Source organism: Marinomonas sp. BSi20584, from assembly GCF_002792415.1.
GTDB classification, from domain to species: domain Bacteria; phylum Pseudomonadota; class Gammaproteobacteria; order Pseudomonadales; family Marinomonadaceae; genus Marinomonas; species Marinomonas polaris.
This window is the reverse complement of record NZ_KZ454873.1, coordinates 1-18,670: the sequence shown is the minus strand read 5'-3', so window position 1 is coordinate 18,670 and position 18,670 is coordinate 1. Positions and strand designations below refer to the sequence as shown.

Sequence of the window (18,670 nt, the reverse complement as noted above, 5' to 3'; positions counted from 1 at the left end):
GAATGATTTTTTTGTGAGCTGTTTTATGCTTTTTTTACAAAAAATCCTGTGTGTTATGGGATTAACCTGTTTGTTTGTTTTTGTCACTCCAGTATATGCCAATGATAAGGGTTTACCTTGGGATAAGCGTGTTGTGCAGGGGACTTTGGATAATGGCTTCCGCTATTATTTATTCGATTCAAAACAAGAAAAAGACGCGCCAAAAGGGCTGACATTAGCGAATTTAGTCGTACTTTCTGGTGCCATTGATGAGGAAGAAAATCAGTTAGGCGTGGCGCACATGGTGGAACACATGGTATTCCACGAAAGTAAGGGGTTGCCGAATGGCGTGCGAAAAGCCTTTACTGATATGGGGTTTAAGCAAGGTCGTGATTTTAATGCCATGACCAACAGCGAAAATACCCGCTATATGGTGAATTTGAAAAACACCACGCCAGATCGATTGAACAATGTGTTGGATATTTATCAGCAAATTGCTTTTCATGCCGAAATCAAAGCCTCGTCTTTGGATAAAGAGCGTTTAATTATTCAAGAGGAATGGCGTGGCAAGTTGAGCCATCGTTCCCGCGTTAATGACGAGAAAAAAGCCTTACTGAGAGTTGGCTCTTTGTATCCAGAACGTCCAGTGCTTGGTACTCAGGCAACCATTCAACACACCCCAGCAACACAGCTTCAGTCTTTTTATCAACATTGGTATGCGCCAAATAACATGGCGTTGGTGGTTTTTGGACCTATGGATACCGCTGTATTAGAAGCACAAATTAAGCGTGTCTTTGGTTCTGAACGTAAGCGAGAGCTTCCAAAGCGTCACCCAAAAGACCCTGTACTGGATGAGAATCTAAAAATTGGTCAGCTTAATGATTCTGGTAATAAAGTGAACCGAGTGGTTTTTTTATACCGATTTGAAAGTGAAGCAGGTAGCACTGACGAAGCACGTCGTGACGGCTTGATTGATTACATGGCTCGCAATCTTTTAACTCAGCAGGTTTATCGTCAGAGAGAGGTATTACCTGAGCATGTACGGGTATTATCGAGTACAAAAGGAACGGTCTCTCCAAATGTGGCGATATTAGGTTTTTCAGTCAATGTGGACGACGGATATCACGCTCTAGGGTTGGAAACCTTAATTCAAGAGATTGAACGAATAGAGACGCAGGGATTTTTTCAGCAAGATTTTGATCAAATCTATCAAAAGGTTGTTGATGTTGCTAAACGCAATAAAAACGCGGCAAAGAGCCGAGGCACCATTTGGTCAGTGAAAATGGTCGAGGCGGTGACTTCTGACAAAATACTTCATGACCCCCAAGAAAGTAATGATCGTATTTTACGTCTAATAACTACTATCTCACTAGAAGATGTAAATACTCGCTTAAGGCAATGGCTGTCTTCGCCAGATCGTATTCTTTATACACAAGCCGTGGGCGGGAAGCATGTAGATATAGGTACGGTGGAATCTGTTGAAGCACTGTTTGATGAGATGCAATCTCGTCAGCTTGGTGCCTTAGAGAAAGAAAAAATAGTAGCGGTGAAAGCATTACCTGTTGTAACGAAAAGTGGCTCGGTGGCACTTATATCGAGAGACGTAGAGTTGGGTGTTTCAAATTGGTCTTTATCAAATGGCGATAAACTGACAGTGCTAGACCCGAGTGTTTTGGCTGAGCGTTATCAAATTGATCAATCCGAAATAGACAATAAAACTTACTTCACCGCGATTTCTGACGCAGGTTATAGCGTAAAGCAAGGCTCTACTTGGGCAGAGCAAATTGCCGTGCAAATGTCTGATGCCACCGGTGTTTATGGTTGGACTGATGAAGAGTTTCAACAATGGCGTAAAGAAAATAGTGTGTTTTTAACCTCTAAACAGAAGGCGCAAAGCCTTGCGTATCGAGGGTCAATTGATAGTGATAATTTAGATAAGTTACTGAACGTTTACCATGTGAACCAAGTTACCCCCAAAATCGATATCGATGTTTACGACAGCATAATGGCAAGCTTAAAAAGAAGCGCCAGTATTGATGTTGTACGTCCGATTGAAGTGTTTTCACGACGTTTAGCACAAGCGCGCTTTGGGAAAAGTGACACGACGTTGAGTTTGTCGCATTTAGCGCCGTTGTCGTTAGATAAGATAGAAAAAACACGACAACAACAAGTTGCCTTGCCAGTGCATTATTTTATGGTGTCTCGTTTGCCTGAAGTAGATGTGACTCGCTTGTCGGCTTTGTATTTGGCCAATATTCCTCGTGATCCGCTTGCTTTCACAGATAACACAAAGGCTGTTGTGCAGCAAGCCGGTGAAGCGATTGTTGATGTGTCATTGAATACGGAACCGAAAGCCGAATATCGTTTGTATGCCTATCAATCTTTGCCTTGGTCGCCTGTTGCCGCGCTTCAGTTGACCTATTTGGGTGAGCGTTTAGAGGCAGAGTTAAAACAGCGGCTGCGTAGTGAGGTTCAAGGCGTTTACAGTGTAAGAGTAGGCTTGGATCTGAACAAAGATACCAAGCGTGCTGAGTTAAGTATTCAGTATTCCAGCTCTCCAGCACGATTAGACGATTTGGCAGAGATGACCAAAAACGTGCTATCTGATTTGCCAGACATAGTGACAGAAGAATGGGCAAAGGAAATACAGGATGCCTTCGCAGATGTTGAGCAGAACCGCTTGGAGAAAGCCTTTGATTCCACCTTGTTACATCGTCTTGAGTTAAGCGAAACACTTTATGGTGATGCCCGCTATCTTGATGAAATGGATCAATTGAAGTCCGGTTTAACGGTGGCGAAGCTAAAAGCCTTGGTCGATACATTAACCTTTACCAATAGAGTGACAGGGTTTTATCGCCCTATAGATTAATCATTCAATAACTAATCTAACAACACTTTAAAATGCCCAGTAATGAGATTGCTGGGCATTTTTTTAACATTAAAGGTTAGTTAAAAGGTGGCTTGTTGCTCGACTTATGAGTAAGTCATGAATACTATGAAATCAATCTATCATTGTGATCTGTCTTAGTTAGCTGTCTTAGTTAGGAAAGCATTCATGTCGCGTCCCGTGAAATTACTCAGTGTGTCTATTGGTCTTATCTGTCTCCTGTTGGCGTTGAACTTTGGTTTGCGCTCATCAATGGGCTTTTTTATGGCACCGATCTCCCAAGAGTTTGGTTATGGGCGCGAAGTGTTTGCTTTTGCCTTGGCATTACAAAACCTATGTTGGGGCTTGTTTCAGCCGATTGCTGGTGCCTTTGCCGATCGTTATGGCACTTTGAAAACCTTATTTATTGGGGCTGCGTTATATGCATTAGGTTTATATGTGACCGCTGGTGCCGATGGTGTGCTAGGACTCAATATGGGCGCTGGCGTATTAATGGGAATGGGCATCGCAGCAACGGGATTTGGTGTGGTATTGCCAGCGATGGCGCGCATGGTCTCTCCTGAAAAACGCTCCTTTGCTTTGGGTTTGGGCAGTGCGGCAGGTTCTGCTGGGCAGTTATTGGTAATCCCTATTGCTCAAGATTTTATTGCTTCCTATGGTTGGAGCAACGCCTTATTGTTGATGGCGGTGTGTGCCTTGATGATGGTGTTATTATCGAGCCCATTTCGCCAAGAAAAAGACGGTATGAATGCGAATGCAACCACAATAGAAGTGACGCAAACCATGAAAGAAGCCTTGCGTGAAGCAAGTGCTTATTCCCATTATTGGTTGTTGGTGGTTGGCTTTTTTGTTTGTGGTTTTCAATTGGCTTTTATCACTGTGCATATGCCAGCGTTTTTATCTGACCAAGGTTTTTCGCCCGATGTAGCGGTAGCGAGTTTGGCTCTTATTGGTTTGTTTAATATTTTTGGTTGTTTATTATCTGGCAGTTGGGCTGGGAAATATTCGAAGAAAAAATTGCTCACTATTATCTATGCACTTCGAGCCTTGTCGATTGCCTTGTTTATGACGCTGCCAATGACAAGCATGTCTGTGTATGTTTTTTCCATTGTGACAGGCTTGCTTTGGCTGGCGACGGTACCGCCAACCTCGGGTCTGGTGGCACAAATGTTTGGCTTACGTTACATGGGCTTGCTGTACGGCATCGTCTTTTTAGGTCATCAACTTGGCTCGTTCAGCGGCGTTTGGTTAGGCGGTTATCTCTACGATAAAACTGGTTCTTACGATGTTGTCTGGTGGGCAGCTTGTATTATCGCCCTGATTACGGCATTGATTCATATCTTAATCGACGAGCGCCCAGTGGCACGTCTTCGTGCCGCTGTGGCTTGAGTGATATAAAGAATAGAAACTAAGAGCCTTAGCTTCTATTCTTGTGCTTGCCATTGTTGTTGGTAGAAGCGCTGAACCTTGTCGCCTTCCCATTGAAACAAATACAGCCAGCCGTTATCGATCAGTTGTCTAACAATATTGTGCTTTGCGGCGATTTTCTCGATAGCCGTTTTTGGTGCAGCAACGTAAACCGCGAGTTTAACCGGTGTGTGCATCCATTTCTGACCATCGTTTAAAGACTGCATGGAAAGCCCGATGCGCAAGTCCCCGCCGTTGCCTTCAAATACGCCAATGTTTCCGCCAACGGCGTTGTGCAGCACTTTATTACCACAGCCGAATTTGAAGTTATCAGTCACCGATAAGTTGTATTGCATGTTGATCCAGTGAGTCACCAGCATTGGCGCGGTAAGAATACGTTCTAGAATGCTAAAGCCTGAGTCATTGTGTTGATTATAATCGTGTAGAAAACTGCGTCCTTCAAGATCGAGGTGGCGGGTCTTCTGGCGTGGAGCGATGATAAAAGAATGATTGTTAGCAAGTCCCCATTCTGGGTTAACTTGTGACCAGTCGTTGGCACGTTTGCTAAAAGCTTTTGAGCGTTGTTTGTCCGAAGCATTCAGCAAGGCCGTATCTAACTTTGTTGCACGTTCTTGTTGAGCGAGAAACTGGGCTTTTTCAAACCAATCCATTATTTTGCTATCGATGCTTTTGGCATCTTTTATTTGATCAAAGCAAGTTAATTGATCTGTGGTGGTGTTATGCATCGCAGGGACAAATTGCGTGTCGCTAGGAATCTCCATCCCCATGTCGTTGAGTAAGGCGCGCACCTTGTGGTCATTTAATAGTGATGCCAAAACCTTGACGTTGACCTCGCCACTTTGTCCGCCACAAGCGCCACATTCTAATCCGGCAGCATGAAGGTTGTTGCTGGTATGGCTACCGTGACCGACTAACATGATGATAGGCGCATAGGTGGTTAGCTTGATGGTATCTAAAATGCCTTTTGCTAAATTGGCTTTATCTTGATCTGTCAGTGCAAGGCCATGCTGAGTCAATTGCCAGTCGGTATTTGGCGCTAAACGATTGGCTGGGTGTTCTTGTCTCTGGGAGAAAAGTGTTTGCTTGAACATTTTAAAGGCGTACCACCAACCCATGGATTCCACCATGGAAAAGGATGCTGGCGCGGCGTGTCCCCAACGATGCCAACGGGCTTCTTTTTGCTGGTGGTGAACGTGATTTTTATCGCTCGTCAATTCGGTGACGGTTATGGACGCTTGTAATAAGCCGGGAAGTTGCGGGCGAACATAGTGGCTGTCTTTTGCTTTGTATTCGATAGGCAAACCAAAAAAGCCCGCAAAACCCAGTGTTTGAATCTTGTCGGATTGTTTTTCCAGCGCACGTCTAAATACTTCTGAACGAACGTCGATGCAAAATATAGCTTGCAGTTCAGGTCTTGCTGAGCCTGCTAAAGAAGATGAAGGCGGTGTAGAGATTAGAGTTTGATGTAAGCTTTTTTGCTCACTGTATTGCAGTGCCAAGGCCCAAGTTTTGGATGTTAATAAAGCGTCTTGATGTGTTTGAATCAGCGCTGGGATGGCATTTTTTTGTTCTGACCATTTTTTAGCTATTGCGCTATGTAATGCTTGGGATGTGTGTTTTAAGTAACGCCAAACAACCAATTCCCATGCCATTTTTATGGCGAGCAAAGACTCCACATGGTTTTCTTGCGCAAGGTTTTCATTGCTATCGCCTTTGGACCAATTTAAGTAAGCCAGATAACTGCTCCAGCCATTAATATCGAGCAATAATGCTTGTGCGTAGAAATGTAGCGCTTGATCATCCAAGGCCAATTCTTCGATGGCCAGAGCAAATAAGGCTTCTTTGTCAGTGGGTAAGTTATGGAAGAAGTCAGTGAGTTTTGATTCGCCCATGATAATGCTTAGACCTTTGTCTTCATTGGTGACTTCTAACCAATGGCTGTATAGATCGAGCTCGTTGTTAATGTTTTGCTGTCTTAAGGTTGGGCTTTGCTGCTGGTAATGCGCGGCGCAAAACTGGCTGACTTGATGGGTGATTTCATCGTGCCAAGACATCTTATTAGCGGGTCTATGTTGATCGGCAAGGTCTGCAATATTACGCCAAGAATCTGGCAAATTATTGGCTTGAGACAAATGCTCAAGTAAGGCGTCTTGCTCATTGAGGTCATAGTGTTCAGAAGCTTTGGTTAGGCAATGGTGTGAAATTTTCCCTTCATCAAACCAAGCGCGATACGTCTCATTAGACATATAGGTTTTGATGCCAGCCAAGGCGGACAACTCATCAGAAATGTCATCAAAGGGTTTATCAACCAATGACCAAAGTGGATTGACCGCGATCAGTTTATCCAATGGCCAATGGGGAGCAATAGTACGAGTCGCATCGAGCAATAGGTCCTTTTGTTGCATGCTTAATGTATTTGTAGCCTTGATAGTCATGCGATTCTCCTAAGGTTTTAGCGACGGTTTATTTTTGCTTAATGCGTGATGTTGTTCTTTGGCTCTGGCGGGTAAGGTGACTGGCCAGAATTTAAGCACCAGACGTGTGAGCCATTCATCCAGATAAAGCCCTGCAAACAGGGCAATAGATAAGCGACGAACTGCGCGCCAGCGTACTTGATAATGCAGCAGCGCACTTAAGATGAAGAGCAGGCTAAATAAAACCATCGCCCAGATATCGGCTAGGGAAAAAGCCTGAATCGTGTGAGTTGAATAGGTCGGTAATGCGTAATGCATGGCGTATTTTAATGCAGCATAAATCACACACAAAAACACGCCCATCATGAAGGTGTAAACAACCGAAGGTGAGTGCTCGCACGTGCGCCATTGCACGATAAGAATAGTGAGTGCGAGAGCGAATAACCACCAAGCACTAAACGCGCTATCGAAGCCAAATAAAGTTCGCACAATCACCACAATCGCGGTACTTAAACCAAGAGAAAGCAGCCAGGTTTGTGCATTTGGCACGACGGCTTTGTTCGTCAGTGAAGACTGAGTATTGGTTTTTGCGGCACTAGAAAGACGTAATCGAATGGCGTCATTCACCGCGTTGCCGGAGTTGAGAAAAGAGTAGGCTTTGTAAAAAGAATGGGCGAGCAAGTGCAGCAAGACTAATTCGTACAACCCTAAGGCAAATTCCAACAACATTAAGCCCATTTGCGCGCAAGTAGACCAAGCAAGGCGAACTTTGACGCTGATTCGAGTTGTCATGATCAAGGCGCTGGCGAGCGTCGATAAGCCAGCCACAATTAACAATAGCCAGATTGCCACGGAACTTTGGGCAACTAACGGTGTGAACAAAAGCAGTAGATAACCACCTAAGTTGATAACACCTGCATGCAACAAGGCGCTGACTGGTGTTGGCGACTCAACCACCTGAATTAACCAACCATGGAAAGGAAGCTGGGCACATTTGATTAACGCAGCCAGTGCGATCAAGCAGGCTGTGACTTGCTCTTGCCAGTGTAATGCCAATCCGGCGCTAGATTGGGCAACAGCGGTATCGATAATAGTGTTGATGTATAAACTGTCGTATTGCTGGTAAAGCAAGGCAAAAGCGGCAAACAAAGACAGCTCGGCAATGCGTGCCAGCATGAACTTCTTGTGGGCGGCGAGAATGGCTCGTGGACGATCCGCGTAGAAGGTTAATAAGTTGTTGAGTGACAAACTAATGCCTAACCAGCCGAGCCAGAAAATCACCAAATGGTTGGTGGTCACTGTTATGGCTACGGACGCCAAGGTAAACATTAACCAACGATAGTAACGATTCAGATTAACCTGTCCTGCCATGTAGTTTCGCGAGAAGCTGATCAGCACCCAACCCATGATAGTCACCAATCCAAGCATGATCTGATTGAGTGCTGTGTGACGAATCAAAGTAGAAGATTGCCAAGCATCAGTGAAAAAGTAACTGACCGGAAAGGTGGCGAGAAAGATAATCAGCAAGACAAAGCTTAATCGAGACGCTTTTTGTGCCACGTATTGGGTTTTCTCACGGCCGAGATACCAGCCGCCAAAAAACAGCGTAAAGGGAATGAAAATCGGTAAGAAACTTAACACGACTAAGGACATACATAACCTACGTTTATTGGATTTAATAAATTGAGGCGATTATGAAGTCTTTATTTTGTTAATAAAAATACATATATTGTTATGTAATGTTCACTTTTAGTTATGTATTTAAAGGATGATAGGCAATGAGTCGGTTGAATTATCATCATTTGTATTATTTTTGGCGGGTTGCCAAGAGCCCGAGTCTGACGGAAGCGGCAGAAACCTTGCACATCTCTCAGTCCGCTCTGTCGGCGCAGATCAAGCAGCTTGAACAGAGTCTTGATGTGGCATTGTTTATTCGTCAAGGGCGTAAGCTGGTACTGACCGATGTTGGGCGTCGGGTGTTGGCTTATGCGCAAGATATTTTTAATACCGGCGAAGAGCTAGAAAAGTTTATCCAGAAAGACAGTGCTACGCAGGTTCAGCATATTACCATCGGCGTGCAGAGCAATTTGTCGAGAAACTTTATTGAGAGCTTTATTGCGCCTTTGTTAAAAAGCGAGAACGTGGATTTTTCACTTGCTTCGAGAGGCATGACGGATTTGCTCAGTGGTCTCGTTAACCACGAGTTGGATTTGGCGCTGACCAATCGTGCCATTTTAAGCGAAAGTCATGACACGACATGGCGAAACCAGCTAGTCGCTAGACAAGCTGTGGCGATTGTTGGGCCTTATGGCGAAAAGCCAGAGATGCCTTTTCCACAGGGCTATGAAGATAAAAAATGGGTAGTGCCGGGACGCAATACCGATATTCGTTCATCATTTGAATCCTTTTGCGCCACGCATCAATATCAGCCAGATATCAAGGCCGAAGTGGATGACATGGCGATGTTGCGATTGTTAGCAAGGGACAGTGGTTATTTGTCCGTATTGCCGCCGGTGGTGGTAAAAGACGAGATTCAATCGAAAGTGCTACAGGATTATGAAAGCATTCCTCAAGCATTCGAAAACTTTTACGCCATTACTATGCCACGTAAATTTACTTCGCAACCTGTATTGGATTTGATCAAAATTGCGATTCATCAGTATTCTGTGGACCACTCAATTTAAGTGTTTTGAAGGCGCAGTCTGAAAGCCCCATAATTAAAAAGGCAATAGTAAGAAGGCAATACTAAACAAGGAAATAGTACATGACTCCTTTGCAAGTCTATCAAACTCGTCTAGAGCAGAACGAAGTGACGTTTGATGAGCGTCAGCAGCCTGCGCTAAATGAGTTAGAACGTGTTTATCAATCGTTACTGTCGAACTTATCAAATAGCGACGTGTTAGAGCCAATCAAAGGCGTTTATCTTTGGGGCGATGTGGGTCGTGGCAAGACGTTTCTGATGGATTTGTTTTATGACTGTTTGCCTGATGGAATGGCGTTAAGGCTGCATTTTCATCATTTTATGGCGCGTTTACACCGAGAGTTGAATCTTGCCTGCGGTCAGAAAAATCCTTTAAAAGGCATTGCCAAACGCTTGGCGTCAGAATGCCAAGTGCTATGTTTTGACGAGTTTTTTGTCTCTGACATTGGTGATGCTATGTTACTGCGGGGGTTGGTTGAAGCCTTGTTTGAAGAAGGTGTGGTGCTGGTGGCAACATCGAATATTGCGGTGGAAAACTTGTTTCAAAACCAGTTGCAAAAAGAACGCTTCGCGCCAGCTATTGCCTTGTTACAAGCGCATTTAAATAGCATTCATCTTGGCGGTGAAGAGGATCATCGATTACGTCATACAGGATTTACGCCGATTTATTTTGTCAAACACGAGCAAGATATGTCGCTCTTGTTTAAGCAGCTGGCAAAGGGAAAAATCAACCGACAGCCGCTGCAAATCTGTCGTCGAGCTATTGCGGTGATTGAATCGGCGGATAACATTGCTTGGTTTGACTTTTATGCTTTGTGTGATGGTCCTAGATCGTCTCTGGATTACATTGAGCTAGCGCAAACTTATCCGTTGATAATGCTGACAGGTATTCCAGAACTAAGCAGCGAACCTTATGAACACATCAAAGCGCGAGGCACAGAAGACGGCGCTATTGGCTCAGGGCAAACGGGTGAACGCGCGGTTTCATTAGGTGTTAATGATGATGCTGTGCGTCGTTTTATTAGTTTGGTGGATGAGTGCTATGACCATCAGGTGGTTTTGTTACTGAACGCTGACGTACCTTTGGATAACTTGTATTTAAACGGTTCGTTGTTGTTTGAGTTTCGTCGTACATACAGTCGTTTAATTGAAATGAAATCTCATTACTATCAAGCATTACGAATAAGTCTGATGAATAAGTAGTATGGCAAGCTTTATTGACCAAATAGACGGGTTAAATGGTTGATTTCATTCTGACTATTTTTGCTAAGTTTTTCGTAAAAGCTTGATAAAACCAGAATGCGCGACCACTATATTTAAAAGCAATGAATTTAAAAGACATTAATAAAATGACAATAAGGAGGGCGATCATGCAGTATGAAGATCGCGTTGATGCGTTAGTCGCACCGAAAGGTTCGTTAGAAATGTTGTCTCAAGATGAGATTTCTCGTTTGTCAGAAGAAACAGGTCCACTTCATGAACTATTTCATCGTTGTGCTTTGGCTATTTTGAACTGCGGTAGTGATTCTGATGATCCGCAAGCAGCCATGGAAGAGTTTAAAGATTTTGAAATCCGCATCGTACAACAAGAACGAGGCGTGAAACTGCAGCTGAAAAATGCACCGGGCAGTGCTTTTGTCGACGGCAAGATGATTAGCAGCGTACGCGAAATGTTGTTTAGCGTATTGCGAGATATTATTTTTACTCAGCACGAATACATTCTTGCTCGCGGTTTAGAAAACGCGAGTTCAGATAAATTAACCAATGTGGTGTTTGAATTATTACGTAACGCTAATGTTTTTCGACGTATTCAAAATCCAGATATGATTGTGTGTTGGGGCGGCCATTCTATTGCGCGTCACGAGTACGATTACACCAAGCGTGTCGGCCATGAATTAGGTTTACGTGAACTGAATATTTGTACCGGTTGTGGACCAGGGGCAATGAAAGGGCCGATGAAAGGCGCTGCCATTGCTCACGCAAAACAACGTATCAAAAATGGTATTTATCTAGGTTTAACGGAGCCGGGCATTATAGCCGCTGAATCACCGAATCCAATCGTGAATCAGCTAGTGATTATGCCAGACATAGAGAAGCGTCTTGAAGCCTTTGTACGTGCTGGGCATGGCATTGTGGTCTTCCCTGGTGGGGCCGGGACCGCAGAGGAAATTTTGTATATTTTGGGTATCTTGTTACATCCGAAAAATGCCGATGTACCATTTCCTTTGGTGTTTACTGGACCAAAAGAAAGTGCGGATTATTTTGAGCAAATTCATGCCTTCATTGGTGATGTACTAGGTGCGGAAGCGCAGAACAAATACCGCATTATTATTGAAGATGAAGTGGAAGTGGCTCGCGCCATGAAGCAAGGTATGGAAGAAGTTCGCCAATACCGTAAAGCCCATCAAGATGCGTTTTACTACAATTGGAAACTGCATATTCCAGAAGAGTTTCAGTATCCGTTTGAACCAACCCATGAAAAAGTTCGTGAGCTGAATCTACATTTTAATCAAGAAACGCATTTGCTTGCCGCGGATTTACGTCGAGCGTTTTCATCTATTGTTGCCGGTAATGTGAAAGCGCAAGGCGTGGCGTATATCAAAGAGTTTGGGCCATTCGAGATTCATGGAGATAAAGCTTTGTTAGCGAAACTGGATGCCTTGTTACAAGCTTTTGTTCGTCAGCAACGTATGAAGTTGCCGGGCAGTGCGTATGTGCCGTGTTATAAAGTCATCACAGACTAATAGGATGGCTACTGTGCTCGTGACGCCATCTGTAGACTTCTAATGTAAAAAAGGGCTTCTCGTGAAGCCCTTTTCTGTTTTAGCTGTGAGCGTTCTTGCTCTGGTTTTGAGCTTAACCAAACACTGACCAGCCGATGCTTTCCGATAGTGCTTCAAGCGCTGCCATGCCCGCTAGTGAATTGCCCGATTTGTTCAGTTCGGGTGACCAAACACACACTGAAAAACGATTAGGGACGATGGCAAGAATACCGCCACCAACACCACTTTTTCCTGGCAGTCCTACTCGATAAGCAAAGTTACCTGCTTCGTCGTATAGGCCGCTGGTGGCGAGTAGACCGTTTACCTGAGTAGTTTCTCGCGCACTAAGTACTTGTTCACCACTAAGCTGTGAGTAGCCCTTGTTGGCAAGGAAACTAAAGGCCTTAGCTGAATCCACACAGTTCATGCGCATGGCACAGTTATCGAAGTAACTATGCAACACATCTTCTACGTCGTTTTCAAAATTGCCAAAGGCTTTCATCAAATACGCCATGGAAGCATTGCGCGCACGAAACTCGTATTCGGAGCTGGCAACGATTTTGTCTGAGTTCAATAGCGGGTTATCGGCTAAGCGACGAATGAACTCTCGCATGGCGTAATGCGGTGAGGCAAAACGGGACTGATTCATGTCGCTGATTACTAGAGCGCCAGCATTGATAAAGGGATTACGGGGTACACCGGCTTCGTATTCTAGCTGCACTAATGAATTAAACGGATTGCCTGAAGGCTCTCGTCCAACGCGTTTCCACATATCTTCGCCATAGTGTTTGATGGCAAGGGTTAAGCTAAAGACTTTAGAAATACTCTGGATAGAGAAGTCTGTATAGGCTTGGCCTGCATGATAAAGCTCGCCGTTGTTGCTGTAGATGGCAATACCAAATTGATTAGGATCGACATTGGCCAACGCGGGTATGTAGTCTGCGACTTTACCTAAACCGATTAATGGTTTTACTTTTTGTTCTATTGAATGCAGTAAATCTTCCACGAGGTTCTCAGTGTTATTTTAATGGGAAGTGAATGGTTGAGCTTGATGGGGGGCTAGTATAGGTATTTACCTAAAAATTTCTAGGGATAAAGGGGGATTTGGTGAATATGGCTGCTTTCAAACACGCCATTTGATTGCTGGCGTGTTTGAAAGTAAGAGAGTCGTTACTATAGCGTTTTTACTTCTCTTGTTTTTTTTATATGGTCTACATGCAAGTTAATCAATTGTCCTGAGATGGTTGCGTTGTTTGGCATATTCGGTAAATTATCGATTTGATACCAGTTAGCTTCTTCTATTTCGCCAGGTGCTGGCGTAATTTCACCGCTGGCATAATCAGCAAAAAAACCTGTCATTAATTGATGTGGAAAAGACCATGGCTGGCTACTTACGTAGCGAATGTTGGTGACTTCTATGCCAACTTCTTCTCTAATTTCTCTTGCTACCGCTTGTTCCAATGTCTCGCCAGCTTCGACAAAACCAGCGATATTACTAAATCTGTCTTTGGGCGCCTGTGGGCCTCGAGCAAGCAGTACTTGATCGTCCTTACGGATCGATACAATGATGCAGGGGGAGATTCGAGGGTAGTGACGCAGATTGCACGACGGACAGATCTTTGTGTGTTCGGTGGCGTGCTTTTCTCTCATGGCGGTGCCGCAGCGGCCACAAAATTGATGGTCACGGTCCCATGTAGATAGCTGGTGTGCTCGACTTAACAAAATGTAATTGTGTTGATCTTGTAGGAAGAGTAACTCTCTTAGACCAATTTCAGTAAAGCCTTTGGGAATAGATTCAAAACGACACACGAAGATATCTTGGCCATGCCATTGGCCACAATACACAGCACTCATTTTAGAGTTAGGCTGGAAGTGCGTAAAAGGCGTAAGAAATTGATTTTCGGATTCTATTAATACTTGGTTTCTATGTAACAAGATGTAGAGCGCATCTTGATGGGGAAGCGGGTGTGTTTGAATGCCTATTTCTAACATGTGATTGCTCGGTTTGCGTCTAAAGGAATTACGCTAACGCGATCATCTTCTAGACGCAATAACCTAAGAGGATTTAATTCCAATCCAAAATGACTTTTCCTGATAGACCTGAGCCCATGGTGTCGAAGCCTTGCTGAAATTCATCGACTTTAAAACGATGGGTAATGATTGGGCTAATGTCTAAGCCAGACTGCAACATAGCAACCATCTTGTACCAAGTTTCATACATTTCTCGGCCATAAATGCCTTTGATGATAAGACCTTTAAAGATAACTTGGTTCCAATCGATGAGTGTGCCTTTGCTAGGAATACCTAACATGGCAATTTTTCCACCGTGGTTCATGCATTCCAACATGGAGCGGAAGGCCGTGTCATTGCCAGACATTTCCAAACCCACGTCGAATCCTTCATTCATGCCTATTTCTGTCATGACGTCTTTTAACGACTCACGACTAACGTTGACCGTGCGGGTTGCGCCCATCTTTTTTGCTAGATCTAGGCGGAAGTCGTTCACATCAGTAATCACCACATTACGTGCGCCTACGTGCTTAGCAATGGCTGCAGCCATTGCACCAATTGGCCCAGCGCCTGTGATTAAAACGTCTTCGCCGATTAAATCGAATGACAGAGCGGTGTGGGTCGCGTTACCAAATGGATCAAATATCGCGGCCATATCGTCACTAATATTGTCGGGGATTTTGAACGCGTTGCTAGCAGGAATCACTAAATACTCGGCAAACGCGCCGGTGCGGTTTACGCCAACACCGAGGGTTTTTCGGCATAGATGACGACGACCCGCACGACAGTTACGGCAATGGCCGCAAGTAATGTGGCCTTCACCAGAAACGCGATCACCAATTTTGAAACCAGAGACTTCTGGGCCGATTTCTGTGATCACTCCAACAAACTCATGACCAACTGTCATCGGCACTGGAATGGTGTTTTGTGCCCAATCGTCCCACTGATAAATATGCATGTCTGTCCCGCATATCGCGGTTTTACTTATTTTGATAACGACATCATTGTGACCACAATCTGGATGTGGAACATCTGTCATCCAAATGCCTTTTTCGGCGTGAAGTTTCGCAAGCGTTTTCATTATTTATTTCCTTCCTTTAATGACACCCATCTCACGGCCTACCTTTGCAAAGGCGGCTATGGCGAGATTAAGCTGTTCCGTTGTTAGTGACGCTGACATCTGTGTGCGAATTCTGGCTTTCCCCATTGGTACGACTGGATAGGCAAATCCTGTCACAAATATCCCTTCTTTATATAACTCATTTGCCATCTCTTGTGCGAGTTTTGCGTCACCTAAAATAACAGGAATGATTGGGTGATCACCAGGTACTAGGTTAAAACCTAAAGCATTCATTTGGGTACGGAAGTATTGGCTGTTGGCTTTTAGTTGCTTGCGGGCTGAATCGCCATGTTTGAGGGACTCGATAATTTGCAAGCTGGTGGCGGTAATGACTGGTGCCAATGAGTTAGAAAACAAATAAGGTCGAGAGCGCTGACGCAACCAATCGACAATGCTTTTAGAGGCGCTGGTGTAGCCGCCAGACGCGCCACCAAGGGCTTTACCCAATGTGCCAGTGATAATGTCGATGCGACCCAGTACATCACAATATTCGTGACTGCCGCGGCCGTTTTCGCCTAAAAAGCCTACCGCATGGGAATCATCTACCATGACTAAAGCGTCGTACTTGTCAGCAAGGTCGCAGATAGATTTAAGGTCAGCAATGATGCCGTCCATGGAGAAGACACCATCGGTCACAATAAGCTTGGTTTTCGCACCGTCTTCATCTGCTTGTTTTAGATTAGCTTCTAGCTCTCGCATGTCATTGTTGGCGTAGCGATAGCGCTTTGCCTTACACAAACGAATGCCGTCAATGATACTGGCGTGATTGAGTGCGTCGCTGATGACAGCATCTTCTTCGTTTAATAGGGTTTCAAATAAGCCGCCGTTAGCATCAAAGCAAGAAGAATACAAAATAGTGTCTTCCATTTGCAGGAAGTCACTAAGGCTTTTTTCTAGTTGAGTATGAATGCTTTGTGTGCCGCAAATAAAACGTACGGAAGCCATGCCGTAACCGTATTCGTCTAGTGCTTGATGAGCGGCTTTTGTGACTTGGCTATCATTTGCTAGTCCAAGGTAGTTGTTCGCGCAAAGATTGATTAAGGGCGTTTTATCAGCGGTGGTAATTTGGCTGGCTTGTGGCGTGATAAGCGGGCGCTCTACTTTATAGAGACCTTTTTGTTTAAGTGTTTGGAGTTGATTCTCAAGATTTTGGTAAAAAACGGATTTACTCATGACTCTTCCTCTTGTGGAGATAGGTATTCCTTTTGCTGCGAACTCCTTGATGTCACTTGAGTGTAGGAGGGCGGCTTCAATATGAGTAGATGCAGTGACATAGTAAAACGGGCATAACAGTTTTGCTTTTTGATCAGGCTGGTCTTGCTGTCCGTTCGTCCGTAGAATGTGGGTAAATATTAAGCAAAGAGGAAATGACATGTTGTCAAAGGTTCATTACAGCATTTTACTGGGGGCGTTGAGCGCCAGTATTGCGGCTCAAGCTCAGGATTATCTACCCGTTCTGCAATACCATCATGTAAGTGCTAGTTCACCTAAATCGACTTCTGTTACCCCTGAACAGTTTACCGAGCAAATGGATTACCTAAAGAGCGCAGGCTTTCAGGTTGTGGATTTGCGTTCTGCGTTGGATGATTTAAAAGCCAATAAACCATTACCTGAAAAAGCGGTCGCGATTTCGTTTGATGATGCTTACCGCAGTATTTACCAAGCAGGCTTTCCAATCCTTAAAGAAAGAAACTTTCCTTTTACAGTGTTTATTAATACAGAACCTGTTGAACGTAAAAGTCGTAGCTTCTTAACTTGGGAGCAAATGAAAGAAATGGAACAGTCTGGTGGCGTGTTTGCTAATCACACCATTAGTCATCCTTATATGTTGCGTAAAGAAAAGGGTGAGTCTGATGAGGCTTGGTTGTCTCGTATGACAAACGAAGTAGATACGGTTGAAGGTTTACTAGAGAAAAACCTTGGGCATTCACCAAAAATGTTGGCTTATCCTTATGGCGAATCTAATAGCCAAATTCGAACCATGATGAAAGAGCGGGGCATAATGGCATTTGGGCAGCAGTCTGGTGTAGTGAGTGCGGATTCGGACTTCGAAAATTTGCCTCGTTTCCCCGCTTCAGGAGCTTATGCCAAGTTATCTACGTTAAAGACGAAGCTAAATGCTAAGCCAATGCCTTTGTTGTCCGAAAAGACTGGCGGTGACTATGCAACAGATCAGCCTGTTTCTATTAGTTTGACCTTTAAAGAAGGTAAGTACCGTTTGAAAGACTTAACCTGTTACGTTGCAGGCCAAGGCAAAGCTAAGCTGGATTGGGTGTCTGATACAGAAGTGACGGCGACTGCAGAGAAACCATTCAGTGTTGGCCGTGGCCGTATTAACTGCACTATGCCAGACAATTCGGGCAAACATTATTACTGGTATTCTAATGTTTGGATCCGTTCTTCCCCTGATCAGGGCTATGTGAGTGAAAAAAGTTAAACTTTTTTAAAAAAGAGGTTGCACTGAAATTTCAAATCAGTATTATACACCTCGCTCGCAACGGAGGGGTGGCAGAGCGGTTTAATGCACCAGTCTTGAAAACTGGCGTAGGTTAATAGCCTACCGAGAGTTCGAATCTCTCCTCCTCCGCCATCTTCTGAAGATGGTTGTTGTAAGCAAGATAAAATATTAATTCCTCGATAGCTCAGTTGGTAGAGCAAATGACTGTTAATCATTGGGTCACTGGTTCGAGTCCAGTTCGAGGAGCCATCGGAGTATAGCGCAGTCTGGTAGCGCGCCTGCTTTGGGAGCAGGATGTCGGGGGTTCGAATCCCTCTACTCCGACCATTATATTTTATCATCACCATTAGTAATGGTGGGCGTAGCTCAGTTGGTAGAGCTCCGGATTGTGATTCCGGCGGTCGTGGGTTCAAGCCCCATCGTCCACCCCATTACTTGATAGTTGGGTCGTTAGCTCAGTTGGTAGAGCAGTTGACTTTTAATCAATTGGTCACTGGTTCGAATCCAGTACGACCCACCAACTATCTCAAAATACCTTATTCTGTATGAATCTGATTAATTCCTCGATAGCTCAGTTGGTAGAGCAAATGACTGTTAATCATTGGGTCACTGGTTCGAGTCCAGTTCGAGGAGCCATCGGAGTATAGCGCAGTCTGGTAGCGCGCCTGCTTTGGGAGCAGGATGTCGGGGGTTCGAATCCCTCTACTCCGACCATCAGTTTTAAAGTAAAAAGTTATGAGCGGGTCGTTAGCTCAGTTGGTAGAGCAGTTGACTTTTAATCAATTGGTCACTGGTTCGAATCCAGTACGACCCACCATTCTTCTCATAATTATCCTATCTCTCGTATTTATTTCTTGATATTTCTCTAGATAGCTTCAAAATCGTCTATCGTCTATCGTCTATCGTCTATC

The 18,670-nt window shown here is 44.4% G+C and carries 12 protein-coding genes and 8 tRNA genes; 14 read left to right on the top strand and 6 right to left on the bottom strand.

The genetic code is table 11. The features are described from left to right. Nucleotides 1-25 precede the first annotated feature (25 nt). Together TY87_RS06095 and TY87_RS06090 are read left to right on the top strand one after the other, a co-directional pair. Nucleotides 26-2,848, top strand: coding sequence for a M16 family metallopeptidase (locus TY87_RS06095; RefSeq protein ID WP_100186395.1), 2,823 nt, complete (start codon nucleotides 26-28; stop codon nucleotides 2,846-2,848). Between the two features lie 186 nt (nucleotides 2,849-3,034). Beyond that, complete coding sequence (locus TY87_RS06090) at nucleotides 3,035-4,255, top strand: MFS transporter (RefSeq protein ID WP_100186394.1); 1,221 nt, start codon at nucleotides 3,035-3,037, stop codon at nucleotides 4,253-4,255. Between the two features lie 35 nt (nucleotides 4,256-4,290). Here the strand turns inward: TY87_RS06090 and TY87_RS06085 are convergent, their stop codons facing one another. Both TY87_RS06085 and TY87_RS06080 read right to left on the bottom strand, forming a co-directional pair. Next, a complete protein-coding gene (locus tag TY87_RS06085) occupies nucleotides 4,291-6,729 on the bottom strand; it encodes a DUF2309 domain-containing protein (protein ID WP_100186393.1) in 2,439 nt (812 codons plus the stop codon). Nucleotides 6,730-6,738: 9 nt separating this feature from the next. Next, nucleotides 6,739-8,361, bottom strand: a complete 1,623-nt coding sequence (locus tag TY87_RS06080; protein WP_100186392.1) for an NADH-quinone oxidoreductase subunit L — start codon at nucleotides 8,359-8,361, stop codon at nucleotides 6,739-6,741. 125 nt (nucleotides 8,362-8,486) lie between these two features. Between TY87_RS06080 and TY87_RS06075 the strand changes: the two genes are divergently transcribed. The 3 genes from TY87_RS06075 (at nucleotide 8,487) to ppnN (ending at nucleotide 12,153) form a co-directional block, all read left to right on the top strand. Next, complete coding sequence (locus TY87_RS06075) at nucleotides 8,487-9,392, top strand: LysR family transcriptional regulator (protein ID WP_100186391.1); 906 nt, start codon at nucleotides 8,487-8,489, stop codon at nucleotides 9,390-9,392. An 80-nt stretch (nucleotides 9,393-9,472) separates the two neighbouring features. Next, a complete protein-coding gene (zapE, locus tag TY87_RS06070) occupies nucleotides 9,473-10,612 on the top strand; it encodes a cell division protein ZapE (RefSeq protein ID WP_100186390.1) in 1,140 nt (379 codons plus the stop codon). 167 nt (nucleotides 10,613-10,779) lie between these two features. Continuing rightward, the gene (gene ppnN / locus TY87_RS06065; protein ID WP_072840063.1) at nucleotides 10,780-12,153 is read left to right on the top strand and encodes a nucleotide 5'-monophosphate nucleosidase PpnN; all 1,374 of its coding nucleotides are present in this window, start codon (nucleotides 10,780-10,782) and stop codon (nucleotides 12,151-12,153) included. Between the two features lie 112 nt (nucleotides 12,154-12,265). Here the strand turns inward: ppnN and glsB are convergent, their stop codons facing one another. From glsB to TY87_RS06045, 4 genes are all read right to left on the bottom strand, one after another. Next, nucleotides 12,266-13,177 (bottom strand): glutaminase B, encoded by a 912-nt coding sequence (glsB, locus tag TY87_RS06060; protein ID WP_100186389.1) that lies wholly within the window; start codon nucleotides 13,175-13,177, stop codon nucleotides 12,266-12,268. 167 nt (nucleotides 13,178-13,344) lie between these two features. After that, nucleotides 13,345-14,163, bottom strand: coding sequence for an NAD(+) diphosphatase (nudC, locus tag TY87_RS06055; RefSeq protein WP_100186388.1), 819 nt, complete (start codon nucleotides 14,161-14,163; stop codon nucleotides 13,345-13,347). Nucleotides 14,164-14,236: 73 nt separating this feature from the next. Further along, nucleotides 14,237-15,262 (bottom strand): L-threonine 3-dehydrogenase, encoded by a 1,026-nt coding sequence (gene tdh / locus TY87_RS06050; protein WP_100186387.1) that lies wholly within the window; start codon nucleotides 15,260-15,262, stop codon nucleotides 14,237-14,239. 3 nt (nucleotides 15,263-15,265) lie between these two features. Continuing rightward, nucleotides 15,266-16,474 carry a glycine C-acetyltransferase gene (locus TY87_RS06045; RefSeq protein ID WP_100186386.1) on the bottom strand — a complete coding sequence of 403 codons (1,209 nt, stop codon included), beginning with the start codon at nucleotides 16,472-16,474 and terminating at the stop codon, nucleotides 15,266-15,268. Nucleotides 16,475-16,673: 199 nt separating this feature from the next. On the opposite strand from TY87_RS06045, the gene TY87_RS06040 reads away from it, so the two are divergent. The 9 genes from TY87_RS06040 (at nucleotide 16,674) to TY87_RS06000 (ending at nucleotide 18,576) form a co-directional block, all read left to right on the top strand. After that, entirely contained in the window at nucleotides 16,674-17,738 is a 1,065-nt protein-coding gene (locus TY87_RS06040; RefSeq protein WP_072840058.1) for a polysaccharide deacetylase family protein, read from the top strand. A gap of 62 nt (nucleotides 17,739-17,800) precedes the next feature. Further along, nucleotides 17,801-17,891, top strand: a tRNA-Ser gene (locus tag TY87_RS06035). Nucleotides 17,892-17,932: 41 nt separating this feature from the next. Beyond that, nucleotides 17,933-18,008 (top strand) — tRNA-Asn (locus TY87_RS06030). A 1-nt stretch (nucleotide 18,009) separates the two neighbouring features. After that, nucleotides 18,010-18,086, top strand: a tRNA-Pro gene (locus TY87_RS06025). A gap of 28 nt (nucleotides 18,087-18,114) precedes the next feature. Continuing rightward, nucleotides 18,115-18,190 (top strand) — tRNA-His (locus TY87_RS06020). Between the two features lie 13 nt (nucleotides 18,191-18,203). Beyond that, a tRNA-Lys gene (locus tag TY87_RS06015) sits at nucleotides 18,204-18,279 on the top strand. 40 nt (nucleotides 18,280-18,319) lie between these two features. Continuing rightward, nucleotides 18,320-18,395, top strand: a tRNA-Asn gene (locus TY87_RS06010). A gap of 1 nt (nucleotide 18,396) precedes the next feature. Beyond that, nucleotides 18,397-18,473, top strand: a tRNA-Pro gene (locus tag TY87_RS06005). 27 nt (nucleotides 18,474-18,500) lie between these two features. Then, nucleotides 18,501-18,576 (top strand) — tRNA-Lys (locus TY87_RS06000). The last annotated feature ends 94 nt before the right edge of the window (nucleotides 18,577-18,670 follow it).